28 protein-coding genes, 1 tRNA gene and 1 pseudogene are annotated in these 22,776 nt (G+C 60.9%); 2 read left to right on the top strand and 28 right to left on the bottom strand.

From position 1 onward, the window contains the following. Nucleotides 1-2: 2 nt before the first annotated feature. The 23 genes and pseudogenes from AC07XM_RS22415 to AC07XM_RS22525 form a co-directional block, all read right to left on the bottom strand. Nucleotides 3-3,812 carry a phage tail tape measure protein gene (locus tag AC07XM_RS22415; RefSeq protein WP_146024540.1) on the bottom strand — a complete coding sequence of 1,270 codons (3,810 nt, stop codon included), beginning with the start codon at nt 3,810-3,812 and terminating at the stop codon, nt 3-5. Continuing rightward, entirely contained in the window at nt 3,802-3,921 is a 120-nt protein-coding gene (locus tag AC07XM_RS22420) for a GpE family phage tail protein (RefSeq protein ID WP_016484463.1), read from the bottom strand. Before AC07XM_RS22420 ends, AC07XM_RS22415 begins: the two co-directional genes overlap by 11 nt. An 8-nt stretch (nt 3,922-3,929) precedes the next feature. After that, entirely contained in the window at nt 3,930-4,268 is a 339-nt protein-coding gene (locus tag AC07XM_RS22425) for a phage tail assembly protein (protein ID WP_102689751.1), read from the bottom strand. Between the two features lie 20 nt (nt 4,269-4,288). After that, nucleotides 4,289-4,804, bottom strand: coding sequence for a phage major tail tube protein (locus AC07XM_RS22430; protein ID WP_102689750.1), 516 nt, complete (start codon nt 4,802-4,804; stop codon nt 4,289-4,291). 14 nt (nt 4,805-4,818) lie between these two features. Next, complete coding sequence (locus AC07XM_RS22435) at nt 4,819-5,991, bottom strand: phage tail sheath protein (protein WP_102689749.1); 1,173 nt, start codon at nt 5,989-5,991, stop codon at nt 4,819-4,821. 98 nt (nt 5,992-6,089) lie between these two features. Continuing rightward, on the bottom strand, nt 6,090-6,551 hold the full coding sequence (locus tag AC07XM_RS22440) for a hypothetical protein (RefSeq protein WP_102689748.1): 462 nt from the start codon (nt 6,549-6,551) through the stop codon (nt 6,090-6,092). A 7-nt stretch (nt 6,552-6,558) separates the two neighbouring features. Then, nucleotides 6,559-7,299 carry a hypothetical protein gene (locus tag AC07XM_RS22445; protein ID WP_102689747.1) on the bottom strand — a complete coding sequence of 247 codons (741 nt, stop codon included), beginning with the start codon at nt 7,297-7,299 and terminating at the stop codon, nt 6,559-6,561. A gap of 2 nt (nt 7,300-7,301) precedes the next feature. Continuing rightward, nucleotides 7,302-8,012, bottom strand: coding sequence for a phage tail-collar fiber domain-containing protein (locus AC07XM_RS22450; protein WP_102689746.1), 711 nt, complete (start codon nt 8,010-8,012; stop codon nt 7,302-7,304). Then, a complete protein-coding gene (locus tag AC07XM_RS22455; RefSeq protein WP_102689745.1) occupies nt 8,009-8,821 on the bottom strand; it encodes a phage tail protein I in 813 nt (270 codons plus the stop codon). The genes AC07XM_RS22450 and AC07XM_RS22455 overlap by 4 nt, the downstream gene beginning before the upstream one ends. Beyond that, complete coding sequence (locus tag AC07XM_RS22460; protein WP_371919282.1) at nt 8,818-9,831, bottom strand: baseplate assembly protein; 1,014 nt, start codon at nt 9,829-9,831, stop codon at nt 8,818-8,820. The genes AC07XM_RS22455 and AC07XM_RS22460 overlap by 4 nt, the downstream gene beginning before the upstream one ends. Continuing rightward, nucleotides 9,828-10,172 carry a GPW/gp25 family protein gene (locus AC07XM_RS22465; RefSeq protein ID WP_102689744.1) on the bottom strand — a complete coding sequence of 115 codons (345 nt, stop codon included), beginning with the start codon at nt 10,170-10,172 and terminating at the stop codon, nt 9,828-9,830. The genes AC07XM_RS22460 and AC07XM_RS22465 overlap by 4 nt, the downstream gene beginning before the upstream one ends. Next, complete coding sequence (locus tag AC07XM_RS22470; protein WP_102689780.1) at nt 10,169-10,744, bottom strand: phage baseplate assembly protein V; 576 nt, start codon at nt 10,742-10,744, stop codon at nt 10,169-10,171. Before AC07XM_RS22470 ends, AC07XM_RS22465 begins: the two co-directional genes overlap by 4 nt. Nucleotides 10,745-10,804: 60 nt before the next feature. Beyond that, entirely contained in the window at nt 10,805-11,260 is a 456-nt protein-coding gene (locus AC07XM_RS22475; RefSeq protein WP_102689743.1) for a phage virion morphogenesis protein, read from the bottom strand. Then, nucleotides 11,253-11,786 (bottom strand): phage tail protein, encoded by a 534-nt coding sequence (locus AC07XM_RS22480; RefSeq protein ID WP_102689742.1) that lies wholly within the window; start codon nt 11,784-11,786, stop codon nt 11,253-11,255. Before AC07XM_RS22480 ends, AC07XM_RS22475 begins: the two co-directional genes overlap by 8 nt. Continuing rightward, nucleotides 11,770-12,036 carry an Rz1-like lysis system protein LysC gene (gene lysC, locus AC07XM_RS22485; RefSeq protein ID WP_218279310.1) on the bottom strand — a complete coding sequence of 89 codons (267 nt, stop codon included), beginning with the start codon at nt 12,034-12,036 and terminating at the stop codon, nt 11,770-11,772. Before lysC ends, AC07XM_RS22480 begins: the two co-directional genes overlap by 17 nt. After that, nucleotides 11,960-12,313: pseudogene (locus tag AC07XM_RS22490) on the bottom strand (Rz-like lysis system protein LysB); the annotation flags it as partial. The pseudogene AC07XM_RS22490 and the gene lysC, both read right to left, overlap by 77 nt. Further along, entirely contained in the window at nt 12,313-13,146 is an 834-nt protein-coding gene (locus AC07XM_RS22495; RefSeq protein WP_102689740.1) for an N-acetylmuramidase domain-containing protein, read from the bottom strand. The gene AC07XM_RS22495 and the pseudogene AC07XM_RS22490, both read right to left, overlap by 1 nt. Next, nucleotides 13,143-13,460 (bottom strand): phage holin, lambda family, encoded by a 318-nt coding sequence (locus AC07XM_RS22500; protein ID WP_016484478.1) that lies wholly within the window; start codon nt 13,458-13,460, stop codon nt 13,143-13,145. Before AC07XM_RS22500 ends, AC07XM_RS22495 begins: the two co-directional genes overlap by 4 nt. Before the next feature lie 32 nt (nt 13,461-13,492). Beyond that, nucleotides 13,493-13,705, bottom strand: a complete 213-nt coding sequence (locus AC07XM_RS22505; RefSeq protein ID WP_016484479.1) for a tail protein X — start codon at nt 13,703-13,705, stop codon at nt 13,493-13,495. Next, nucleotides 13,705-14,181 (bottom strand): head completion/stabilization protein, encoded by a 477-nt coding sequence (locus AC07XM_RS22510; RefSeq protein WP_102689739.1) that lies wholly within the window; start codon nt 14,179-14,181, stop codon nt 13,705-13,707. Before AC07XM_RS22510 ends, AC07XM_RS22505 begins: the two co-directional genes overlap by 1 nt. Nucleotides 14,182-14,278: 97 nt before the next feature. After that, nucleotides 14,279-14,980, bottom strand: a complete 702-nt coding sequence (gpM, locus tag AC07XM_RS22515; protein WP_102689738.1) for a phage terminase small subunit — start codon at nt 14,978-14,980, stop codon at nt 14,279-14,281. Between the two features lie 2 nt (nt 14,981-14,982). Beyond that, nucleotides 14,983-15,993, bottom strand: coding sequence for a phage major capsid protein, P2 family (locus AC07XM_RS22520; RefSeq protein WP_063423991.1), 1,011 nt, complete (start codon nt 15,991-15,993; stop codon nt 14,983-14,985). Nucleotides 15,994-16,032: 39 nt separating this feature from the next. Then, on the bottom strand, nt 16,033-16,881 hold the full coding sequence (locus AC07XM_RS22525) for a GPO family capsid scaffolding protein (RefSeq protein ID WP_102689737.1): 849 nt from the start codon (nt 16,879-16,881) through the stop codon (nt 16,033-16,035). A gap of 152 nt (nt 16,882-17,033) precedes the next feature. Between AC07XM_RS22525 and AC07XM_RS22530 the strand changes: the two genes are divergently transcribed. Continuing rightward, on the top strand, nt 17,034-18,785 hold the full coding sequence (locus tag AC07XM_RS22530; RefSeq protein WP_102689736.1) for a terminase ATPase subunit family protein: 1,752 nt from the start codon (nt 17,034-17,036) through the stop codon (nt 18,783-18,785). After that, nucleotides 18,785-19,828: a phage portal protein gene (locus tag AC07XM_RS22535; RefSeq protein WP_102689735.1), complete on the top strand. Its 1,044-nt coding sequence runs from the start codon at nt 18,785-18,787 to the stop codon at nt 19,826-19,828. Before AC07XM_RS22530 ends, AC07XM_RS22535 begins: the two co-directional genes overlap by 1 nt. Nucleotides 19,829-19,867: 39 nt before the next feature. Here the strand turns inward: AC07XM_RS22535 and AC07XM_RS22540 are convergent, their stop codons facing one another. The 5 genes from AC07XM_RS22540 to AC07XM_RS22560 all read right to left on the bottom strand — a co-directional run bounded on the left by AC07XM_RS22540 (nt 19,868) and on the right by AC07XM_RS22560 (nt 22,771). Continuing rightward, the gene (locus AC07XM_RS22540) at nt 19,868-20,251 is read right to left on the bottom strand and encodes a DUF2513 domain-containing protein (RefSeq protein WP_102689734.1); all 384 of its coding nucleotides are present in this window, start codon (nt 20,249-20,251) and stop codon (nt 19,868-19,870) included. Further along, nucleotides 20,251-20,979, bottom strand: a complete 729-nt coding sequence (locus AC07XM_RS22545) for a hypothetical protein (protein ID WP_102689733.1) — start codon at nt 20,977-20,979, stop codon at nt 20,251-20,253. The genes AC07XM_RS22540 and AC07XM_RS22545 overlap by 1 nt, the downstream gene beginning before the upstream one ends. A gap of 656 nt (nt 20,980-21,635) precedes the next feature. Then, nucleotides 21,636-22,229, bottom strand: coding sequence for a DUF4145 domain-containing protein (locus AC07XM_RS22550; protein WP_172455943.1), 594 nt, complete (start codon nt 22,227-22,229; stop codon nt 21,636-21,638). 119 nt (nt 22,230-22,348) lie between these two features. Continuing rightward, nucleotides 22,349-22,424: transfer RNA gene (locus AC07XM_RS22555), tRNA-Thr, on the bottom strand. Nucleotides 22,425-22,522: 98 nt separating this feature from the next. Next, nucleotides 22,523-22,771, bottom strand: a complete 249-nt coding sequence (locus tag AC07XM_RS22560) for a hypothetical protein (RefSeq protein ID WP_023047075.1) — start codon at nt 22,769-22,771, stop codon at nt 22,523-22,525. Between the last annotated feature and the right edge of the window lie 5 nt (nt 22,772-22,776).

The following is a 22,776-nucleotide window of genomic DNA, read 5'->3' on the forward strand; positions in this document are numbered from 1 at the left end:
TTTTACTCCAGATCGGTCAGGCTGCTGCGCTGACGCGCAGATTTCGATCGCTCTCGGCGATCCAGTTCGGCGCTGACTGCTCGCGCAATGGCTTGAGCATCCATTCCAGGACTGGTCGGAATCGAGATGTGATAGACATCGTGGCTGTCATATGTGACGGGTGGCGCCGCCGCGATCGGCGGACGGCGGTCCACGGTTACCGCAACCGGGACGATTGACTGCAGATCAGCACTCGCAGCCTGTTCTGTCGGGATTTGCGGTACCACTGGACGCGCATCAACGCCGCCGGCGTGAGCCAGTTGCAGCGTAACGGCGGTCAGCGCGCCGACCAGTGACTTGGTACCAACTGTCAGGCCCAGGGCAAGGTCGGCTGATAGTCCTGGCATCGGGTCGGGATAGGACTGCTGCACCGTACTGGTTGGTTGGGTGGCTGGCAGTAGTGGCGCTTCGCGGGCCGGGGCCGACCACAGATTTGGCGGCGTAAGGGCATTTGTCAACGCGCGCAGGCCATCACCAATACTGGAACTGGCGTTTGTGCCATCCCCAGCCTCGCCTGCAGCCGTCACCTGTGCCACTGGCGTCTGCTGGGCTACCGGCTTGGCCTCGACGCCCCGAGTTTTGTCCAACATACGGCTCAAAGCGGTCAGGCCGGCGTCCTGCGAGTCGGCATTTGTAGGCGCCTTGTAAACAATGGCTTTGAGCGCGTCATGTGAGCCACCGTCGGTGTGTTGCTCGGTGACCAACTGTTGCGGTGCTTCTGGCCTGGCAGTGTCCAAACCTCGAACGAGCGTGCGTCCTATCGCGGTAAGTGCGGCGATCACCCAGCTCGGTTCGGTCCCCTGAATCGGGCCACTGGTGCTTGGCTCGATCGGTGGCGCCCCCACAGCGATGGGCTGAACCACGGGACTTTTCGGCACCGCTGGGGTGTTCTCGTTACCCTTGAGCAGGATGCGATTGATACCAGTTAGAGCGGCGATCAACTCATTAGGGACGGGCGCCGGGCCACCAACAGGCTCACCTGGTGCAGTCGGCGAGGCTGCCATCACCAGTGGGTGGGAGACTGGCGGCCGCAGCGTTTGTTTTCCCTCATCCTCCTGTGCAAGGGTGCGGCTCATAGCGGTCAGCGCTGCAATCAGTGGAGCTGTATCGGCCCGCGATGCTGGTGCGTCCGCTGGAGATGGAACAATTGGAGCATCGACCAATAGCGGCAAGGGCACAGAAGGTCGCGGCACTTGCGCCTGGGCTTCGATCGCTGGGGCCTGCGCCACCTTGGTGCTCTTGAGTGCCTCGCGGAGTGAGTCGGTACCGGCGGTCAGCGCTTGTGGCATCGCTGCAAACTGGCTCGGCAAACCGGCACCTGCCAGCGGGGGCTGCGCACGAGTAAGCTCTTGGGCGGTTGGATTGACGTTGTCCACCTGAAGCGCCGTAGCTTTCAGGTCAAACGAACCAGCCTTACTCAGCTGCTGCCCCATCTTCACGACCGCGTCGATGGGTTGCTGGGCTCCGTTGCTCAGGCCTTGGGCGAGCCCTTCGGTGGTGAAGCCACCCAGTTCAGCAAATACCCGGGAAGGACTGTGGATCCCGAGCTTTTCCTTGAACCATCCAATGGCCGAGCTGCCGATGCTGGTAACCGCATCCTTCACCGCCCCCAGCCCTGCTGTCAGCCCGTTGACCAGGCCGTTGACGATCATGCCGCCGAACTCGGTGAAGCGTGACGGTAGGTCGATGCCCAGATAACTGAGCACCCCAGCGAAGGCTTGGTAGATCAGTCCGATCGGGCTGAAGTTGGCCATGACCGTGAGAATCCCGGCAACTCCACCGCTGAAGCCGGCTTTGATCTCGGCCCACGCATTCGAGAAGTACGCCTTCACCTGGTCCCAGTTCTGGTAGAGCAAGTAACCGGCCCCGGCAATCGCTGCCACAGCAGCGGTGATCGCCAAGGTGGCAGGGTTGGCGGCAAGCCCCCACAAGGCAATGGATACACCTCGGATGGCGGTCAGCAGCGCGCCAGACAGCACGCCAATCAGCTTGCCCACCACCGGCAGGATGGCGCCGCCCTTGATGGCGAACATAGCCATGCCGTATCTGGCCAGCGCAAACGGGCCGAGAAGGCTCGCCATGGCTATGGTCAAGGCGCCCATGCCGGTGACCAGGACAGCCACGGCTGCTGCGCCTTTGGCCAGGCTGGCTGCAAGCTCTGGGTTCGCCTCGATCCAAGCGCGTGCCGCGCCGACTATGCCGGTGATGGTCTGGACGAGATCGCGAAGCGGGCCGTTTTGCCCGTCCATGAGCGAGCCGATCATCGCGCTCCAGGTCCCGGTGAGCTTGTCCAGGTCACCACTCAGGTTGTCCCGGAATGTCCTGCCCATCTTGTCGGCCGCCCCGGTGATGTCGCCTAGGGCGGTTGTTCCGCCTGCCAGTGCCTTCAAAAAGTCGGGGATCTGGTCGACGGCAAGATCTTCCACCGGCGTACCGAATAGCGCGATCGCGGCATTGGCTCGCTCGGCCGGATCTTTGATGCGTAGCAGTGCACTAGCCGTTTTGGTCAGAGCGTCACGGGCAGAGGGTCCACCTTTTGCGATGGCAGAGGACATCTTCGTAGCGTTGAGGCCAATGGATTTGTACGCTTCCTGGCTCGCTTTCGACATGTCAGAGCCGCGGATCGAGAACTCTTTGATGGCATCCCCTGTCTTGTCCAGGGCGAACTTGCCTTGCTTGGACATCTCGACCAACAGGCTCATGGCCTCGGATCCGGTGAACCCCATCCCACGGAAGTGGGTGGAGTATTCGTGCAGGATTTCGGGAATCTCACCGCGCATTTGCGTAGAGACCTTCTGCAGGCCGGCCGCGACCAGGTCGAACGCCTGATCGCTGCTGCTGACCAGGCCGTTTTTCATCAGGATGCCGACCATCTGGATGCTTTCACCGACATCCAGCTCCATCACTTTGGACAGATCCAGCGCCTTCCGCGCGGCGCTGTCCAGCTCCTGGTCTCCCAGGCTGCCCAGTGCGCCCAAGGTGCTCTTGGCTGCTGACACGGCATCGCCGATTTCGGCAATGTCTGAACTCTGGCCATCTGCCCGTATGTTGCGGATGATTTCACTGTACTGCTTGCCCTGGTCCGCAGATTCACCGGACTGGGCGGCGATCCTGGATCCCTGGTGTGCAACTTCAAGTTGCGGTGCCAAGATCGCGGCACCGGCCACTGCTATGCCAGCGCCGGCGGCGAGGCCTGCCGCACCTGCTCCTGCCATCTTGCCGGCTCGGTCTTGTGATTTCTCCAGCCGGCCTTTGGCTTCGGCAGCTTTCCGTTGAGCAGCCGCCAGCCGCTTGAGCTGCGATTCCTGCTGCTCAATGGTGTTGTTGGTTTGGACCATCTGCTGGCGAAGGGCGGCGTTGTGCTGGTTGAGCTTTCGGGTATCAATCCCGGCTTCACCGAGCCGCCGTTGGAGGCCTCGCAATGTTTCCTGTTCGGCCTTCTGCTGCTGTTTAAGCTCATTGGTGGCGCGGATGGCGGCCTGAAACTCGGCCGTCATCTGCTTGGTCGGGGCGTTCGCGGCTGACATCGCCCGGCCCATTTCCTTCACCTTAGCCCGGGCGGCGTCCAAGGCTTGGGCCGTCTGGCGTGCCTGGGCGTTCTGCTGACGCCAGGCACCGACATCCTTCTGCTGTGCATTCAGCTCTTTTAGGCGATCGCGTGTCGCTTTGAGCGCGCGGGCGGTCTCCTGTCCGCCCTTGTTGATCTGTCGCAGCGGAGCGGTGGCTTTGTCCACGGTGTCCAGTAGCAATCTCAGCCGTAGATCATTTGCCATCGTTGCTGCTCCTAACCCGCGCTCGCTCGCGCCAATCCATCAAATCTCGGACGGTCAGCCGGTCCATGTCGGCTGGCGTCCAGTGGAAAACCACGGCCAGGTCGGCCATGGCGTCTTCTACGCAACCAGGGATGCGTCCTTCTTCGTCTGCTTCTGCAGCAAAAAACCGGTGACCTTGCCGCCCAGGGCGACCAGATCAGCAGGGTCCAGCTGGGCCACTTCCTGGGCGTTCAGCTCACAGATCCGTGGCAGCAGCTTGATGAGGCTGGCCACATCCCAGTTCAGCAGCTCCGCCAGGTGCAGGCCGCGCAGCTCACCGGAACTTGGCTTGCGCAGGGTCACGGTGTCGATGACGGTGTTGCCGCGCTTGACCGGGGTGTCCAGTTCGACGGTGTTTTCGCCCAGGGCAGCGGCCTTGGCTTCGACTTCGATAATTGCTTCGTTAACTTTTTCCATGATGACTCCGGTTACCAGATTCAGATGCCGAGGGCGCGACGTTGCTCAGCGAGCAGGTCGACGCCGTTGACGATTTCGATGAAGTTGAGGATGTCGATTTCGATGATGACCTCACCGTTGACGGTGAGCTTGTAGTAGGTGAGGGGAGAGGTGATCGAATGCTCGGTGTCCTCACCGGGCGTTGCTTCGCCCATATCGATGGTTTCGTGACGACCACGGACTACCACCTCGACACTGGCGTATTCGCCGGTATCGTCCTGCTGGTAGGTCCCGGTGAAGCGCAGCAGCACCCCGTCAGCCTTTACGGCGCCAAACTGGCGCATCGCGATGAGGTCGAACCCGCCCAGCTTCCACTCCAGCTGCAGGCCGTCGTCGGACAGGCCCAGATCAGCCTTGGCAGTGCCGTTCATGCCGCCGCCGCGATAGGCCTCCATTTTCCGGGCCAGGGTGGGCAGGGTGACGGACTTGCATACGCCCAGGTAGCTGTTGCCGTCGTTGAAGAGGTTCATGTTCTTGAGCTTGCGAGGCAATGCCATAGCAGCGGTCTCCGTCAGCTATTGATGCTGCTGGCGAAGTTCGCCAGGTAGCGGTCAGTGATGCGCTGGCGCAACGTCAGGTCTTCCAACGGCGGCACAGGCGTGTAGTCGTAATCAATGAAGAGCTTGCCTTCCTTGAGCGTGGTGGCGCTGTTGGCCTCTTCGTCATACCAGGCGCTGCCACCGAGGATGTAACCGCCGGCGACCAGCTCGCGGAACTTGGCGTTGATGCCTTCCAGGATGTCCCGCACCAGAGAGCTGTGCATGGGTTTGTCCATCGCCCACAAATGGGCGTCGGCAATGCTGTCAGCCAGGACCTGGGCCGTGCGGGTGTAGTTCTCGAAGGCGAACAATGGGTCGTCGGTGCAGGTGCGACTGCCCCAGAAGCGGAAACCGCTCTCGTTGATGAGGGTGGTCACCTCGTTGCCGTTGAGATAGTTCGCATCGGTGGCGGGGTTCTGCAGGTCCCAGAAAACGTCGGCACTGATGCCGGTCACGCCATCGACCGGGATGTTGGACAGCGTCTTGTGCCAGCCGACCTCCTGGTCGAGCTTCGCGCGCAGGCCCAGGGCACGGGCTACGGCCGGGGCGGTAATGGTGGCGTTGGTGGTGGTGCTCCACTGCAGGAAGTCTGGCCAGATCACCATGGCTTCGCGGGCGCCGAAGTTCTCCCGATAGGCGGTGGCTTCTTCCTTGGTCTTGCAGCCGTAGGCGCTGAGGTAGGCGAAACCGCGCAGCTGCTGAGCGAGCGAGACCAGGGCAGTGGCCACTGGCAGGCTGTCCAGGCCTGGCACGCCGAGGATCCGCGGCTTGACCTTGAGTTGAGACTGGGCGGCCAGCAGCGCTTTCATGCCGGTGTACTTACCCGCGGAATTGGTGCCGCCGATGATGTTGCTGGTGGTCTCAGCAGCGGTCGTGCCGGTCGCCACGCGGACGACGATGGTCATCGGCTTGGTCTGGTCCGCGATAGCTTGGAGAGTCGGCGCCAGGGTGCCCTTGGTGCCCGCCTTTGCGATAGCGCTCTGGACGTTGGTCAGTAGCACTGCGGTATTGAGGGGGAACATCGTTGGATCGGCATCTTCTGCGGTGCAGACGACGCCGACAACGGCAGTGGAAATAGTGCGGATCGGCCTGGAGCCCTCGTTGATTTCGAGGACGGGCACGCCGTGGTGATATTCGCCGGCCATGGTAGGTGCCTGTGCAGTGGTGGGATGACACTGCACAGGCTGCCGCGCGCGACGCTCGGAGGCGATTGCCGCTGGTTGTACCTTGACTGTTTACAGCTTCAGTTGTTGCCGATTCCACGAACGCTGGCCTGGATGGCCTCGATCGCGGTATCGGTGATGGCTTCAATCGCCACGTGGTCGAGCGCCTTGAGCACATCCTGCTTGCCTTTCAGGCGCAGGGAACGGATCAGATACATTGCCTCTTTCCAAGCGGCAGCCTCGGTCAGAATGCTGTCCGTAGCCGGCTGGGCATCCATGCCCGTGGCATCCATCCAGGCCTGCACGGTTGGAGGTGGATCACCTGCGTAGACACTGGCAGCGAATGCAGTGGCCTCGTCGGCGGCGATTTGATACTCCAAAGCTCGCAGTGGATCGCCAAGGACTGAGCTGCGCCCGGCGTCGGCGGCCTGGTCGATTTGACCGCAGGCTAACAGTCGCGCTGCGGCCAAAGGCAACTCCTCGAACGACCAGCCCGCGAAAGATTTGCCATCGAATACTACAAACAAGTTCGTTTTTTGCATTTTGATCTCACAGGCTTGGCAGGTTGGTCAGGACGTTCGGCAGGGTTGCAGGGTTGGTCCCCCCGGCAACACCGTAGATGTAGCGGCCAGCGAAGTTTTCCGGGAAGGTAACTGCAGTCACCTGCAGGCTTATGGAACTGGCGGCAGCGCCGGCAAGCCAGCCCGTGAAGCCCGCCGGGGCAACAACGTCACATGACGACAGCTTGGCGCGGATCTCATCAGACCCGCCAGAAGTGTTGGAGGTGAAGAACGAGTTGCGGGTGCCAGCCGGCGCGGGGACCACCCCGTTGGCGGTGGGCAGTTCCAGGGTCACGTCTCCAAGCATCACCACGCCGCCGCTGTAAAACAGGAATCCGGCCAGGTAGTTCGCGGCACCGTTAGTGGTCAGGTAATAGATAGGCTTGAGCTTTCGCTTAACCCCGGTCTGGTCGGAATAAATATTCAGCACACGCCCCAGGACTGCAATGGCTTGCGTCATGGTGTAGTCGGCCTGTAGCACGACATCACAGAATCCGCCTTGCGGCGTGATGGTCAACGCCATCGCAATGGTTTTCAACGGAGCGTCGGCCGTACCAGCGGCGGTGTCATCCCCAGTTACCTGGTTGACGTACAGTTTTTTGTCAAACCGGGGAACAGCTGCGATCGCCTTGGTTACAGCGGCGTTGATCGCATTGATTTTGCCTTCATAAACACTGATCAAATCTTTGCCGACGGTCACCAAGTCGGCTACTGAACTTTCCAAACTCATAGTTAATTCACTCCAAGGATTTTTCGGGAGAACAGGTTTTGCAGGCTGATCACCCCTGCCGCATTGGCGACAACGGCGGTCAGTAGGTTTTCGCGGTCAAGCTCTTGCCGGGCTTCAGCTGCCTTCATGCGTTCGAGCAGGCTGGCCAGAAACTCTCCGGCCACGATTTGCTGTTGCTCGATGCTGTGCAACTGCTTGTCCTGGGCGTCCAGTTGGTCCTTCTGCTTGGTGCCGCGCAGCATCTGTGCGAGTAGGGCCGCAGCCTGGGCTGCAAGCGGTGCAGCGAGTGTGAGATTGAGCCCGGCCGGGCTGCTTTTGATGGTGACGCTGTTGGCGGGCAACGCTTCAAGCGACAAGTCATAGGCCAGCAGCAGATCGGTATTGGCTGATTTGTACGTGAGAGGATCACCAGCGCTCGACCAGACCGCGAACAGTGTTCCGTCATCCAGGAAAAAGCCGACTTCGCGAACCCAGAAGGCAGCGGAGTCGTCAGCGATCGCAGTGAGATGGATCAACGTACTGCTCAGTTGCTCGCCGCCGGAGACTGGGTATTTCTCCACCAATGTACGCAGGACCTTCTGGTCACTGCTTGGCGTGTAGCCAGCGGATCCCAGGCCGATGTGGGTAATTTCGGCGGCCAGGCCGGTGCTGGTCGCATTCCAGATTGCAGCCAGACCGGCCTTAGTAATCACAGGTTGCAAGGGGGTGCTCATGAAACGGCCTCCATCGTGACGTGCACGACAGTGCGGGAGCGCGCTGCGTTGGCGGCTACCAGCACTGTTTGGTTGTTAATCGGTAAGCTCTGCGGCTCGACCGGGCATCGGACGACGCAGCGCGTGTAAGTCGCATCAGCTAGCAACAGGGTTTGGGCAGACACCGGCACAGGTACTGGCTGTGCTTCGGCTGAATGCCTCTGCACCTGGTGCTTCTCTGACGCATTGACCAGAGCGAGAGCTTGCCCGGCAGGCGGCATGGGGACCGGCTTCGCGTCGGCCGAGCGGCGCACCCGCTGCTGCAGCTGCGAGGCGTTGGCTGCTACCAATCCGTCATCGAAGCGCGCACCAAGCCGGAAGGTGTAGTGGCTGCGCTCGTTCTTCGCCGCATCAACCAGAGCGCGGAGGCGCTCCTCCAACTGTGGCGAGATGATCGAACCCTCGCCCGGCCGGTTGTCGTTGGCCCAGGCTGTGACCTGGAACGTGTATGGCGCGGCGTTGGGTATCTGGTGCCATTCCTTGAAGTCGGCGTTTACCCGCACTGCCTTGAGCACCCGGCGTATAGCCCCGACCGTGCCCTTGGTCTTGTGGACCGGAATTGCCTCGCGGATCAGTTCGCGGCGTTGGTCGTCGGTATAAGCCGCTTCCCAGCCTTCAACTTTCAAAGCCCAACCCAGCCAGGGCAGGAAGTTCGCCGGGCAACGGGCTGAGTCCGCGACTCCGCGGATAATGTCTGGGTCCAGGTCCTGATCCCGTGCAGCTTCGAGTGCACGCTCCAGGTACGTGGCGTTCGAGGGCAGCAGACTCATCCGACCACCTTCGTGCTCAGCGTGATATATGTGCAGTGCGGGTAGTGCCGTTTGTCACAAGTGATGTCGGCGGTGGGCTTTTTCAGATCCACCCGACGCACCCCCTGCACGTGCAGAGCGGCATAGACAGCCGACAGTGACAGTTGCCCTTCCAGATCCCTGGCTGCGGCAATTGCCCTATCCAGGCTGGCCCGGGATGCTTTTTGGACCACTGACGGCTCTGGTCCGGCCTCCAGCTCTAAGGTGGCCAGTACTTCAAAGCTGACTGGTTGACCCAGCTGGGCCCGAGGCCGATCTGTAACCGGCCGTACGCTTTCCTCGGAAAGACCCTGGTGCACCATGGCGACCAGCTCTTCCGGTTGTTCCTGGCTGTCTAGCCGTGGCAGTACCGCGAGAGACACATCCCCCGGCAGCGGGCTGGCCAGGCCGGCATCGTAATCGCATACCAGGACAATGGCCCCGGCCGGGAGCTGAGCCTTCAATGCAGCTGACAGGGGCAGCGAGCTGAACCTGGGCGAATCGACAGACACACTGGCGATGCTGGCAGAAGCACTAAGGCCATGGAATTCGTAAGCCCCGCGGCTGCCGGCGCTAGAAAGCGCTTCCAGCGACAGCCTGGTGCGGTAGCGCAGTGCTTCGTCGCTTTCCATCACTGCAGGTACTGGGGGCACTGCGTCCGGATCGGCCGGGCGAAGGGTTAGTTTTTGCACGCCGAAGTCGGCCGCGCGGTTCTCCAGGTCCGGGCCTTCGGCATACGCGAGAAGGCTGGCTTTAGCCGCGTCATTCACGCGCTGACGGAGCACCAGCTCGCGATAAGTGCTTTCCTCCAGCAGCTTGGTGACCGGGTCCGACTTCAAGGCGAGCCGTGCAGCAATAGCAGGCTGTTCGGCCACGGGATAGCTGCCCAGGTACTGGGCCTTACGTGTGACCAGAAGCGCTTCGAAGTCGAGCACTTCCACGACATCTGGCGGGGGCAGCAGGCTGAGGTCGATCATGCGGGTGGCGGTCATTGGGCTGCCCCCAGCTGGATTGGCGTTCGAATGTTCAAGGGCGCATTGGTGTCGTTTTGCTTCGCCTCGATCTCCAGCGTGGCGCTACCCGACAGGGAATCGACGTCCAGGCGCACGACGGCCAAAGTGATTCGCGGCTCCCACTGCATGATCGCCACGGCCGAAGCGGCGTACAGCCGCAGGCGGTTGGCTGCATTGAGGGGATGGTCGATCAGTTCGGGGACAAGGCTGCCGTAGTCGCGGCGCATTACCCGTGTACCGATTCGAGTCGTCAGGATGTCCACGATGGACTGGGCAATGTGGGCCTCTTCCGAGATGGGCTCGCCGGTGTGTCTGTTCATTTCACTGGCTTCCCGGTCTGGCCCGGTCCAGGCATTACGCCCGCGTGTGGGTGCTGCACCAGACTGATGCCTGCGGCGATGACGTCGATCGATACCTCCACCTTGCCGGTGACCTTCTGGTTGCCGGTCTGGGTGTAGTTCCCCTCATGCACGATGTCGCCGACGATGCGGATCCCGCCGTCGCTGATAACTTCGGACGTCCCACCGGCCGGCAGAATCGCGCGCAGGTGATGGGCGACGCTGTCGTACTCGACCACAGCGCCATCGGCGTAGGTTCGGCGTTTGAGGCCTGCACGATCGCCGTTGGCCGGGATCTGGTCACTGAACAAACCGGTGATCGCGATGCCGTTGGCCAGTTGTCCGCTGGGGGACAGCAGGATCACTTGCTCGTCTACCGTGGGTGGATCCCAATCCCTGTCGGCACCAGCTCGCAGCGCAAGCCAGGGCAACCAGGCAGTCAGAATGCCCCCAGTCTTAACCTTCACGCGCGGCGGCGCGTGCTGCACCTCGGCAATCGTGCCAAGGCGAACCAGGTTTTCGAGTAGACGGCTGAGTTCGGCGATTGAGTTCATGGCGCGATGGTCGCGCCACGCACGCGCAAGCGCAGCACGCTGCGCTTGTAACACGGGGGCCTACAGGGTGAGGTGGGAGAGAATGGCGTCCTTGAGGCTTTCCAGATCCGTGCTGCTGACGCCCAGCAACTGACGTTCTTCGTACTGGGCCGTAGGCCCGCGAGGGGCGATTCGGTCCCGCAAGCCGTATTGGTGCACGCGGGCTATGCGGCCAATCCGTCCGGAGAAACCGACCCCGATGCCTTTTGCATCGCCGCTGGCCTTCAGGTAGGTCGCCCGGCGGAGCTTCTGGAACATCTTGGCCTTGGCTTTCACGCGACCGACCTTCTCGCGCAGTTTGTGGGGCCGTCGCGGGGCGAACGGGGTGCCGTCAGGATTCCGCTGGCTTGCTATCCGCGTCTGTTGCTGCCGGCGCAGCTGTTGAGCAAGTGTGCGGGCCAGTTTGATGCGGCCAGCCGGTTCAAGCCGCTGCAACAGCGGCCCGGCGAAGTCCTCCAGGTCGTTGAGGCTAGCCATGGGCTGGACGCCGCGGGTGCATGGCCGGAAGTGCCATGGTCTCTGCCGGGGCTGGTGGCTGCCACTCCGCCACAAGTTCGCCACCCGCATACAGGCTCATTGGGCCGTGTTCTACGAAAGGCTCATACGGCAGCTCGGGAGCGTGGGTCACCTGGAACTTCCCATCGTCCTGGCGCTTCACCACCACGCGCTCGGTCAGCGCCAAGGTGATGCTCATGTCGACCTTGGAGCCATCCAGGATGTCGGCCTCGAACTTGATCCCTTCGGCTGACTTATCCAGATTCGCCATCAGCTCCGACTGGTTGACCCTTGCCCAGCCCAGGATCGGCAGCATGACGCTGTCCGGGTGGCCGGCGAAGTCGGTCAGCATGATCTGCAAGGTGTATCCATATTCGAAGGACAGGCTTGCAGCCGCAGTGCACCTCACCTTGCCAGCATCGACAAACATGATCAGGCGCTCGGGGTTGTTCTTCAGTCCTGGTACTGCTGCGAGCAGGTGCTCGCGAAGGCTATTGGGCTTGTTCATGGGTCACCTGGTGCTGGTAAACGAGATCGACCTGGGCGGCACATTCGGCCCAGGCCAGTTCGGTGCGCTCCTGGTCAGTCAGTAATTGGCCGTTGCGGTTTGGGGATGTCGCTTGCAGGGTGCACGGCACCACTACCGGACAACCACTGACGGTAAGCGTCGGCGCCGGTGATGGCGGGGCGCTGCCGCAGCCGGCGAGCAGCATCAGGCAAAGGCTTGTCAGCCCAGTCTTGCAGTTCCTTGATTTCATGCTTGAGGTCCTCGATCTGCTGCTCGCGCTTGGACAGGCCTGTACGCAGCTCCCCTTGGAGCGTCAGCAGCTTGTTTTGGCCGTCACGAACGGACGTTAGGGTGGCTATGAGTTCGTTGGTGTTGGCGAGGTTTCGGTCCGCGTCACCTTGTGCTCGATCACGCTGCTCTTCCAGGCGGTGTACGTTTTCCTGGGCGGTCGCGAGCATGTTTTGCTGACCCCAACCCCAAACGCCGAGCGCGATGGCGATGATCAGTGTTACGTCGCCGTAGTTCATTACGCCGCCACCAGCGCACGGTCCTGGTGGCGCTCGAAGGAACGCTGAAGTTTCACGTCATAAAGGTTTCGCTGGTAATTGGGACCGTTGTAGAGCTTGGCTACCGTCGCCCACTTCAACGCTTTGAGCGCCCTGTGCAGCACTTGGTCGGTCTCGATGAATCGCACGAATGCGTCCAGCTGGTCCGCTTCGCTGCGTTTCATGGCTGTCACAAAGTCTTGGACGCTGGAGTAGCCGAGCCTTTTCCAGTGGTAGCCCATCACCTGGAAGCCACCCCAACTGGCCGACTCCAGTGCGGCTTGTTCGTCGAACTGGCTCGCCTGGGCGAGGCGCTGATGCTCAGCAGTGCCTCCGATATAACCACCGGCCTTGGGGTTGATCAGGTTAGGCACCTGCTTGGCCAGGTCGGCTGCGCGCAGTTGCAGTTGCTCCTGGTCATCTGCCGGATCCCGTGCCACCTGCAGGCGTTCGTACATCACGTGGCGCTCAAACAGGATGACTGGTTTGCCGTTATCGAAGAATCCGCAACCTTGGGATTCAACCTCGTTCAAGGCATAGACCGCGGCTACTGGGATGCCAAGCCGCTGGGAGGCTTTGACCAGGTCCGAGTGTTTCAGCAGCTTCCGGACATCCAGTCCCATCAGGCTGGCCTGAGTTTTTGGCCCGGCCACCCCATCCGATACCAGGCCGGCCTTGAGCTGGTAGGCGCGTACAGCGTCTTCGGTGGCGTCACCGTAGTCGCCATCGGTCCCAAGCTTGGCGCCCTTGGCATTCAGCTTGCGCTGTAGGTCGCGAACTGCTTGAGAGCGATCGCCGTGACGAAGTGTGATCATGTGGCGGTTTCCTCTTTGCGTGTGAAGAACTTCTTCGCGGTGGCGCGGGTGAACTCGACGCCCAGCAAGCCGATGACGCCGCCGAAGAACGGGGCTGCGCTGATTGGAATGCCGATCAAGGACAGTCCATGGCTAGCCGAAAGAGCCAGGGCACCGCACAGCGGGGCTTCGACTGCCACTCGACGGATTCCGCCACCGCCGTAGATCACCCGAAGGGCAGCGATGACGATGGCAAGGCCGCCGGCGTACACGGCGGGCCAGTTGTGTTCGAGCCAGGCAGCGAGCCAAGCCCAACTCTCGGGGCGGTCAGGCATTTTTTCCTTCCTTGGTGAAGTGGTGTGCACGGTCAGTCCCATAGGCTCACCGTCTGGCGTTCGGGCGCAGTTGTCTGGATGTCGGGCAGCGTGACCAGAAGGCCGGCGGGCAGCACCGGGCCGTGGCTGGCCAGGCCAGGATTTGCATCGAGGACGGCTTCTGCTACCCCTGCGGTACGGCCGTAGTGCCGCCAGCACAGTGCATCGACAGTGTCGTTTTGCTGGGTTCGCTTCTGCTCAGCCATCACAGCAGCTCCACGGTGGTGCGCGATTTGCCCAGGAAGTCACGGATGGCCCAGCGTTGATCGCGGCGGTAGTCATCGATGGTCGGCGTCGATTCGTCGGCGTTCTTACTGCCGCTGGCGGTAGTGTCGTAACCGCGGTACCGCTCGCAGACCTCGGCGCCGGCGGCACACTCGACGGCGCGCACGTATAGGTGTGTGCGCTCAACATCGCTGAGGAACCCTTCGCCTGGGACGGTGGCCAGGGTAGTGAGGCCCTCGGCCTGTCTGGCGAGCCGCCACTTCGCCAGGTCGCGATTGACGCTGATGATCGCTGCGACTACGGCAGTTTCGAGACGGGCAGGGGTGACGCTGGAATCAATGCGCAGGGTTTGCCGCAGCTTGTCCAGGTCGATGGACGGCCAGAAGGGGTCGCTGTTGATGTGGATGCCCGGCACCGACTCGCTCGGTACCAGGCCGCCTGCAATGAATCCGCTCATGGTCGTGCTCTGAATAGGTCGGCGGTGGTCGGAACTTCACAGCTGAGCCAATGGCCGCTGATCCGCTCCGAGCCGCCGGGTTGCGTGGGACGCTCGGTTAGCTGGCCGGGCCAGCGAGTTTCTTGAGGAGGCGCTCGGCGCGCTCCAGGTCTTTCTTGCCGCCGCAGTTGTTGTCGAGCTTGATAGCGTGTTGCAGCAACTCGACGCCCGCTTCCACTTGGCCAGGCGAGCCCGGGTTGCTCTCGTCGAGGCCCTGCAGGGTTGCTCGAGCCAGTGCAAGCTTGAGCTTGGCCCGGGCTTCGTCTGGCATGTCCTGCTCTTCCGTGAGCAAGGCGGTGCGGAGCAGGTCGTCCACAGGGAAAGTGCCGCCGGCCTTCTGCGCGTTGAGCGCGGCCGTGGCGACTTCTTCGGCGATCAGGCAACCCGTGGTGCGGGAAAAGCGGTTCGGGGTTGGCAGGTTGTGCTTCAGCACATACTCGGCAATGTCCAGGCCACCCGGGAAATCACCAGCGTCGAAGCGCCAGATCATCACGGTGGTCAGCACGTCATCATGTGCGCCTTGGCCAGCCTCAAGAATGCCGACGACATACGGGACGTAATCGGGCAACAGAATGTTCTTGAGCCTGGCCTTGGCCTGCTTCGACTGCACTTGCTTGAGGCGCAGCTGGTCCTGCTGCAGCTTTGCAAGCATCAGCTCATAGCTGGTCAAACCTTCCATCATGGCCGCCGGCGCAGTGGCGGCCGCGTCCTTGGCGGCCAGCTTGCGCAGCCGGGTGCGTTGGGCGAGGGTCAGAGACATGGTTAGACCTTCTCGATGTTCTCGACCAGGGCGCAGGCGCCGAAGTCTTCCACGACATACGCCTCGTTCGACGACTGGTAGTCGGCGATCTGGTCGGCGTCCGGCTCATCGCGCACGTGACGACGGCGCTTCTCGTTCTGGTAGTAAATCGACAAGTTGGACAGAGGGCCTACCCAGACACCGCCTTCGATGAAGAACGGGGCGTCGTACTCGATCGGTAGGCCACCCAGGCGAGTTTTAGCAATGATGTCGTCTGCTGCGTTGGCTTCTTGGTTGGAAGCAGCACCGTTTTCCAGTGCCTTGAGCTGCTTTTCGTGCAGCAGAGCGTGGTCAACGATTACGACCAGGTCGGAGCGCTTGCGATGCCATGGGTCGAGCAGCTGGATGGCGTCGAACACCAAGGCGTCGAGGGTCTTGTAGTCGCCAGTAGCGCCGATGGTTACTTTGCCGGCCACCTTGCCTTCATCGATGACGCGCTCTGGCGCGCGCTCGCGCATCTTCTGCAGCCAACCGACGTTGACATCCTGGAGCAGCGGGTTAGCTGTCAGGTCGGTGTCAGCCGCAGCACTGGTGCCGTTGAAACCGATCATGATGCGGTCCAGGCCTTGCTGCTGAGCGATCGAGCCAGACAAGCGGGTCTGGAAGTCTTTGAACTTCGCCCAGGCGTCGAGCCGTGCGTAAGGGGTGGCGGTATCGAAGTTGGTTTTCTTGCAGGCGTAGGTGTCAGCGGTGAGCGCTGCAACGTCACGAGGTTGACGGCGTTTGCCAGAACCAGTGGCAGTCCGACCTGCGGTCGGGCCATTCACGCCCAGCAGGATGGCTTCGCCCTCCGCTTCGTCCACGCCGATGATGTTGATCTTTTTCAGGAACGCGCTGGATTCCTGAATGGCAGTCTCCAGCTTCTGCGCAGGGTTCGGTGCCACGGTGTAAGTCTCGGTCACCGAGCTGACATCGTTGATTTTGGCCTGGTTGGTCAGGTAGCCATTGAAGGCGATCCGGGTTGCTTTCTGCATGGTGGGTCTCCGAACTGGTGGTCTGTGGGGCTACGGGGATCAGTACTCGGCCTGGATCTGCCCGTCGCCACCGGTCACTGGTGGGCGTTGCGTCTGGGAGTGGTCTTCGGTTTCGCCCAGGCGCTTGACCAGCTCGTTGAAGTCCGTGGAAAGCTTGTCGTGGTCGGCCTGGAGCTTCTGGCGGGCGTTCTTCTCCGCGGTGAAGGCTTCGGCCTGCTCTGCGCCATGGGTTGCGATCTGTTCGATCAGCTCGCCCAAGGCGGTAAAGCTGGCGGCATCCTTGCCTTCCTTGTCCTTGCTCTTGCCGAGTAGTTCGCCGACCTTGTCGCGCAATGCCGCGAACATGGATGGGGTTTCGACGACTTCCTCGAATTTGAGGGATACCTCTTCAGCGGCGCTGAAAAGGTTGTCCTGGTGCTGCTTTCGAGCGGCCAAGCCGCTCTGCGAACTGAACTTGAGGGCTTCAGTACCCAGGCTGGCCGGGCTGTCAGTGACCGCCAGGCCGACCAGGTAGGCCTTGCCCGACTCGGCAAAGTTGAGCTGAACCTCTGCCGAGGTGTAGATCTTTTGGCCCTTCTTGTTCAGTTCGATCAGGCTCGCGGTTGGCTCGATCTTCCCGTAGAGGGCGAGCTTCTTCTCGCCGCCGATCTCGACCTCTTCGGCCTTCAGGGCCAGCACATCGCCAAAGGAACCAAACAGGCTGTCCGGGCCCAGGCCGCGGATGTGCTCGCAATTGAGGCGGGCACCGTATGTTTTCGGGTCATAAGTCGCGGCCATCTGCTCGATCCAAGAGCGTTCGATGGTGCGGCCGTCAGTGGTTGCGCCCTCGACGAAGATGCGGAACCAGTCGGAGCGGTAGTTCTTGGCGGGGGCGTTACTTGCGGCCATGTGGGCAGTCCTCAGTGCGGTGGCGTTGTGCCTTGCGATGAGGGGCATGGTCCGCAGCCGGGACACCAGCGGCAACGTGCTGCACTTGTAGGCCTCACGGCTACAGTGGGCGCCAGTGGGTGAATACGCGCGCGAGCGGCAGCATCGGCGCCATGAACACTACCGCCCAACCCACACTCGATCCGCGCCGCCAAGCCAAATTCATGTACTGGACGGGTTGGCGCATCACCGATATCGCCGCTTACCTGGACGAGAAAGAGAAAACCGTCCACAGCTGGAAGGCCCGAGACGAATGGGATAGGGCGGACAACGTCGAGCGTATAGGCGGCGCGCTGGAGGCGCGTTTGGTGCAGCTGATCCTCAAGGACGGCAAGACCAGCGGCGATTTCAAGGAGATCGATCTCCTGCACCGCCAGCTGGAGCGGCAGGCACGTATTCAGCGCTACCAGGGCGGCGGTACCGAAACCGACCTCAACCCGAACATCGCCAAGCGCAACGAAGGACCGAAGAAGCAGCCCAAGCGCAACGAGCTGGACGAGGACCAGATCGAGCAGCTGGTCGAGGCGTTCCGGGACAGCTGTTTCGATTACCAGCTCGACTGGTACCGCGCGGGTAACCAGCGTACCCGGATGGTCCTCAAAAGCCGGCAGATCGGCGCCACGTTCTACTTCGCCCGGGAAGCGCTGATTGACGCCATCACGACCGGCCGCAACCAGATTTTCCTGTCGGCCAGCAAGGCCCAGGCCCACCAGTTCAAGACCTACATGCAGGCGTTTCTTAACGAGGTGCTGGGCATCAAGCTTACCGGCGACCCCATCGTGCTATGGAACAACGCCGAGTTGCACTTCTTGGGTACCAACTTCCGTACCGCCCAGGGCCGGTCCGGGAACTTCTACTTCGATGAATTCTTCTGGGTGCACGGCTTCGCCGAGATCAACAAAGTCGCCTCGGGCATGGCGCTGCACAAGAAGTGGCGTAAGACCTACTTCTCGACGCCGAGCAGCATGGCTCACCCGGCGTACACCTGGTGGACCGGTGAGCGGATCAACAAGGGCAAACCTACCGCCCAGCATATCCAGCTGGATGTGACTCATGAGGCGCTGCAGCAGGGACGGCTCTGCGAGGACAAGATCTGGCGGCAGATCGTCACAATCATGGACGCCGAAGCCAGGGGCTGCGACCTATTCGACCTGGATGAACTGAAGCTTGAGTACGATGCTGCTGCCTTCCAAAACCTGCTCATGTGCCAGTTCGTGGATGATGGGCAGAGCATATTCCCGCTGAGCATGCTGCAGCCGTGCATGGTGGAAAGCTGGGATTGGCCAGGCTATAGCCCTTTTGCTGCCAGGCCCTACGGTGAACGTCCGGTGTGGGTGGGCTACGATCCGGCGGAAACCGGCGACTCGGCCGGCCTGGTGGTGGTGGCCCCGCCACTGGTACCGGGAGGGAAGTTTTTCGTCCTGGAGAAGCACCAGTTCCGCGGGATGGACTTCAATTCCCAAGCCGAGACCATCCGCCAGATTACCAAGCGCTACAACGTGGCTTACATCGGCATCGATACCACCGGCATGGGCAGCGCCGTCGCGCAGCTGGTGCGCCAGTTCTTCCCGGCATTGCGCACCTTCAGCTACAACCCCGAAGTCAAGACGCGGCTGGTCATGAAGGCCTGGGACGTAATCAGCAAGGGTCGCCTGCAGTTCGATGCCGGCGCAACCGACATTGCCCAGTCGCTTATGGCCATCCGGAAGACCATCACCCCCGGTGGTCGCCAATTCACATACACCGCGGGCCGGAATGAGGCCACTGGCCACGCCGACCTGGCTTGGGCGCTCTTCCACGCGCTGCACAACGAGCCGCTCGAAGGACAGACCGCAACCAACACACGCATCATGGAGATCTTCTGATGGGCAACATCGATCAGGCCGGCGCCTTGCCGGCGCCCGCGGGTGAGCTGCTCGCCAACCCCAGCGCCCGGGCCGAGGCGTTTACCTTTGGCGATCCGGTACCGGTCCTGGACGGTCGGGAGATCCTGGATTACCTGGAGTGTTACGACAACGGCCGCTGGTATGAGCCGCCAGTGTCGTTGGACGGCTTGGCCCGGTCATCGAAGGCGAGCGTCTACCTGCAGTCTGGCCTGATCTTCAAGCGCAACGCCCTGGCCAGGACCTTCAGGCCCCACAGGCTGCTGAACCGCCAGGCCTTCGAGCAGATCGTCATGGACCTGGGCTGGTCGGGCAACCTGTACTTGGAGAAGCGTGACAACATGCTCCGCGATACCCTCGGCCTTCGGCCCTGCTTGGCCAAGTACATGCGCCGCGGCTCCGATCTGCAAACCTACTTTCAGGTGCGCGGCTGGCGGGATGAGCACGAATTTCGGCCCGGCAGCATCTGCCACCTGCGTGTGGCCGACATCAACCAAGAGGTCTATGGCCTTCCCGAGTGGCTGCCGGCGCTCCAGGCTGCGTTGCTCAACGAGTCGGCCACATTGTTCCGGCGCAAGTACTATCAGAACGGCAGCCATGCTGGGTTCATCCTGTACATGACCGATGCCGCCCAGAACGAAGACTTTGTCGACGACCTGCGAAAGGCGATGAAGAGCAGCAAGGGCCCGGGCAACTTCCGTAACCTGTTCATGTACGCGCCCAACGGCAAGAAGGACGGCATTCAGCTGATTCCGATCAGCGAGGTGGCAGCGAAGGATGACTTCGGCGCGATCAAAAACATCAGCCGCGACGACCAGCTGGCCATGCTGCGGATACCGCCGCAACTGATGGGAGTGGTACCGCAGAACGCGGGTGGGTTCGGCTCAGTCCGCGACGCAACAGAGGTTTGGGCTATCAACGAGCTGGAACCCGAGCAGGCCAGGCTGCTGCAGATCAACGAGTGGTTAGGGGAAGAGGTCATCCGCTTCAACCCATATGAGCTACCCGCCGACAAAGCCAACTGACACCGGACATTAAAAAGCCGCCCATCGAGGCGGCTTCTGTCAGATTTCAATGCCAGTATGCTCAACAATCTTTTTCTTGATGAAACCTTTGGCCAGGTCCTTGAGGAGCTCGAGACCGAAGCCGCCCGCTGCGCTAGCACCCTGTTGGGTCTTCGCCCAGATCTCGTTGTCGCGAACAGCATCTACAAAGTCGTGGCCAGCCCACGTCAGACGCCTGAATTGAAGTCCATTGATTGGGCCTTTACCGCCCTGGTCAACCAGGCCTGCATCGACGGCTAAGGCGTAGTGGTAACGTACTTGGTCATCTGTGTAGCCATCAATGGATAGCTCGCCCGGGCGATAGCACAGTATCGGGGCAGCTTTCTCGCTTGCAACCTCAAGTTTCAGCAGCAACAGACGCAGAAGATCCATATCCCGGCGCATCACGTTTCTCCGACTATCCGCGGTTTCACCTCGATCAATGACGAATCGAGCCCTGCCGGCTGCGAATCCTCTTCTGGTGGGTACGCGAAGGCGAACACCAGATGCTTTTCAAAAAACTGAAGTCCCCAAAAGCTGGTCCCATCATCTGAAATAAAGACTTTGTACACGAAGGTGCCACCATTCAGCTCGACCCGTGAGGAGTGCCTCAGAAGTGTCTTGATCTGGTCACCAAGCCCAGCTTCCATCGGCTCGGGCGTCACCACATGGATTTCTGCATCTCGGTGAAGGATTACTCCAGACTGCTGCCAGTAAAGCCCCCGGACTATCCGCTGAACCACTCGTTCGTAAGCATCTCGATCAAAGGGAATAGCTACCACCGGCTCCAGAACTCTGTTGCCGTGCCGTTTCCCATAGCCTCGTTTGTATTTCCCCAACACCTGGTTAGCAAGGCGTTTGTTGTTGCGAATCGTTCCTGCTAACCCATCGATGACTGGTTGAGTGTCTTCACGGAACTCCCCAGTGCTAATGCCAATGATCAGCTTGAATTGCTCATCGTCCTTGCTTCCGGCGTTGTTACAAGGAATACAAGCGGGGACCTTGTTCCAAGCGATGTTTGAGGGTCGGGGCTTAGGGTAAATGCATTGCGGAGGGAGGTGATCGCCATGACCTCCAGTCGCGGCCCGCTCGCCACATAGCACGCAGAGCTGCTTTGGTTTGCCGTCACTCATGTGTCGTTATCCGTACCGGTTGTCGATTATCCAAAGACGGTAAGTGTCGCCTGCGTTGGGCACGGCCGCAATTGCTGTCGACCACACACCAACACCCGGCGCGCGCCCTCGTCCCCCCGCCACGCCTGCGGGCTAAACGTGTCGGAATTTCCGCACCCCTGCGTAGCTGCTCAGCCGGCCTGGTTATTGGGCTGCTGGGGAGAACTGGTGCGTCTGGTCTTCTGCGAAACCCTGCACACAAGCGGCATTCGAACGGCGCAGAGCTGATCCTGAAGGGTTAATTGGCAGAGATAGGGGGATGTCTCGAAAAAAGAGTAACAAGCGTAACTGTGGGGGATGGGTAGTGCTGGAGGCCCCGTATTTACTGGGCTTCGCTTGTTACAAAGAGAAGTAATAGAAAGGTAATGGGAAAGGTAATTTTCGCTAAGCCTTTGATTTTAAAGGGTTTGCTGGATGGAAAATATCACTTAAAGAAAGAGTAATCTGATTACTTATAGGTTACTTAAAAATTACTTTCTGGATCTGCGGCGAGCCCGCGAAAATCAAGGGCTGCGAGAGATAAAACGGTCAAGATTACTGAGGTTACTCTTTTTTAGGCATGCCTGTACTATGGCGTTCGACGGATTCACCGCGAGCGCGCATGCGCGTAAGGAACCTTACTTTCGTCGTCCTCTTTCCACTCGGCTGGGGAGCACGTACAGGAACTGGGCTAAGGCAAGTACGAATTCGATGACGCGCTCTGCATCATCGGTGCTTGGCATATCCGCCTCTTCGTCAGCGTGCCGCTCGTCGTTTGCATCCAGTCGGACCTCGTGCGCCCAGGCTGCCATCTCTTCGGTAATGAGGTGCTGCTTGGCAGCATCATTGATTCGGCCATGCAAACTGCCTTGTTTGAAGCCCTTGTCCTTCAGCATCGCGTCGACAGCTGACGCCGCCAGCATGACTGCACCGGACGGTGCATGGATGCTGGAGATTGCTTGCTCCAGGTAATGCTTGGCCCGTCCTGGTACAGCTGCATCGACAGAAGCCTGCGTCGGCCACAGATCATGAATTTCGGGGTATTGACTTCCATCAGGATACGCAGCGGTCAGTAAAGCTCCGCCACAGGTCTTGCAGTAGTAACAAGCCCAGTTGCGACGCACTCTGCCGCTGGCATTTTGCGTCTGAAAGCGACCGGCGCTTAACAGGTTGGGCTTCGCAACGCTGCAGTGTGGGCAGCGCTCGAGGTGGATAGACTCTTCCTGTCTCACTCAATACTCCCCAACCGGCTGGGCTACCAGGTCGATCAAAAAGATAGCTCTTGGTACGTGCGTTGGTACGTGCAAGGCGTAAAAAAAGGGCCTGCATTGCTGCAAGCCCTTGATTTATATGGTGCCGGCACCAGGAATCGAACCCGGGACCTACTGATTACAAGTCAGTTGCTCTACCATCTGAGCTATACCGGCAATGGGGCGTCATTATAACGATCGTTTGGCGCCTGTAAACCACTTCCTTGCGAATGTTCGCAAAAGACCTAAGTCACCGGCCCAAAAGGAGAATTTTCCTACCAGCCGCGGTGGATGGTGTTGACGCTTGGCTCGCTTTTGCCCGGGTTGAAGAACAGCTTGTCGTTGTCGCAGCCGCGCTTGCGGCAGGGGCTTTCGGTGCGCAGGGGCAGGCCGTTGTCGCCGCCCAGTTGCATGCCGGGGTGGTTCCAGCCCAAGTTGCTGTTGTGGTGAGGCGAGGGGCCGCTGGCGCAGCCGGTGATGGCCAGGGCAAGGGTCAACAAAGCGAAGGATTTGGCTCGGGTCACGATGG

Source organism: Pseudomonas sp. GW460-LB5, assembly GCF_059423245.1.

Coding starts and splice junctions, on each gene's coding strand:
- AC07XM_RS22445 (WP_102689747.1), bottom strand. CDS start 7,299: ATGAGTTTGGAAAGTTCAGTAGCCGACTTGGTGACCGTCGGCAAAGAT.
- gpM (WP_102689738.1), bottom strand. CDS start 14,980: ATGTCTCTGACCCTCGCCCAACGCACCCGGCTGCGCAAGCTGGCCGCC.
- AC07XM_RS22435 (WP_102689749.1), bottom strand. CDS start 5,991: ATGGCCGGCGAATATCACCACGGCGTGCCCGTCCTCGAAATCAACGAG.
- AC07XM_RS22540 (WP_102689734.1), bottom strand. CDS start 20,251: ATGCGCCGGGATATGGATCTTCTGCGTCTGTTGCTGCTGAAACTTGAG.
- AC07XM_RS22450 (WP_102689746.1), bottom strand. CDS start 8,012: ATGAGCACCCCCTTGCAACCTGTGATTACTAAGGCCGGTCTGGCTGCA.
- AC07XM_RS22535 (WP_102689735.1), top strand. CDS start 18,785: ATGGGCAACATCGATCAGGCCGGCGCCTTGCCGGCGCCCGCGGGTGAG.
- AC07XM_RS22510 (WP_102689739.1), bottom strand. CDS start 14,181: ATGAGCGGATTCATTGCAGGCGGCCTGGTACCGAGCGAGTCGGTGCCG.
- AC07XM_RS22415 (WP_146024540.1), bottom strand. CDS start 3,812: ATGGCAAATGATCTACGGCTGAGATTGCTACTGGACACCGTGGACAAA.
- AC07XM_RS22470 (WP_102689780.1), bottom strand. CDS start 10,744: ATGAACTCAATCGCCGAACTCAGCCGTCTACTCGAAAACCTGGTTCGC.
- AC07XM_RS22475 (WP_102689743.1), bottom strand. CDS start 11,260: ATGGCTAGCCTCAACGACCTGGAGGACTTCGCCGGGCCGCTGTTGCAG.
- AC07XM_RS22440 (WP_102689748.1), bottom strand. CDS start 6,551: ATGCAAAAAACGAACTTGTTTGTAGTATTCGATGGCAAATCTTTCGCG.
- AC07XM_RS22530 (WP_102689736.1), top strand. CDS start 17,034: ATGAACACTACCGCCCAACCCACACTCGATCCGCGCCGCCAAGCCAAA.
- lysC (WP_218279310.1), bottom strand. CDS start 12,036: ATGAAATCAAGGAACTGCAAGACTGGGCTGACAAGCCTTTGCCTGATG.
- AC07XM_RS22500 (WP_016484478.1), bottom strand. CDS start 13,460: ATGCCTGACCGCCCCGAGAGTTGGGCTTGGCTCGCTGCCTGGCTCGAA.
- AC07XM_RS22520 (WP_063423991.1), bottom strand. CDS start 15,993: ATGCAGAAAGCAACCCGGATCGCCTTCAATGGCTACCTGACCAACCAG.
- AC07XM_RS22425 (WP_102689751.1), bottom strand. CDS start 4,268: ATGGAAAAAGTTAACGAAGCAATTATCGAAGTCGAAGCCAAGGCCGCT.
- AC07XM_RS22480 (WP_102689742.1), bottom strand. CDS start 11,786: ATGAACAAGCCCAATAGCCTTCGCGAGCACCTGCTCGCAGCAGTACCA.
- AC07XM_RS22460 (WP_371919282.1), bottom strand. CDS start 9,831: ATGACCGCCACCCGCATGATCGACCTCAGCCTGCTGCCCCCGCCAGAT.
- AC07XM_RS22465 (WP_102689744.1), bottom strand. CDS start 10,172: ATGAACAGACACACCGGCGAGCCCATCTCGGAAGAGGCCCACATTGCC.
- AC07XM_RS22495 (WP_102689740.1), bottom strand. CDS start 13,146: ATGATCACACTTCGTCACGGCGATCGCTCTCAAGCAGTTCGCGACCTA.
- AC07XM_RS22505 (WP_016484479.1), bottom strand. CDS start 13,705: ATGGCTGAGCAGAAGCGAACCCAGCAAAACGACACTGTCGATGCACTG.
- AC07XM_RS22545 (WP_102689733.1), bottom strand. CDS start 20,979: ATGAGTGACGGCAAACCAAAGCAGCTCTGCGTGCTATGTGGCGAGCGG.
- AC07XM_RS22525 (WP_102689737.1), bottom strand. CDS start 16,881: ATGGCCGCAAGTAACGCCCCCGCCAAGAACTACCGCTCCGACTGGTTC.
- AC07XM_RS22430 (WP_102689750.1), bottom strand. CDS start 4,804: ATGGCATTGCCTCGCAAGCTCAAGAACATGAACCTCTTCAACGACGGC.
- AC07XM_RS22455 (WP_102689745.1), bottom strand. CDS start 8,821: ATGAGTCTGCTGCCCTCGAACGCCACGTACCTGGAGCGTGCACTCGAA.
- AC07XM_RS22420 (WP_016484463.1), bottom strand. CDS start 3,921: ATGGCCGACCTGGCCGTGGTTTTCCACTGGACGCCAGCCGACATGGAC.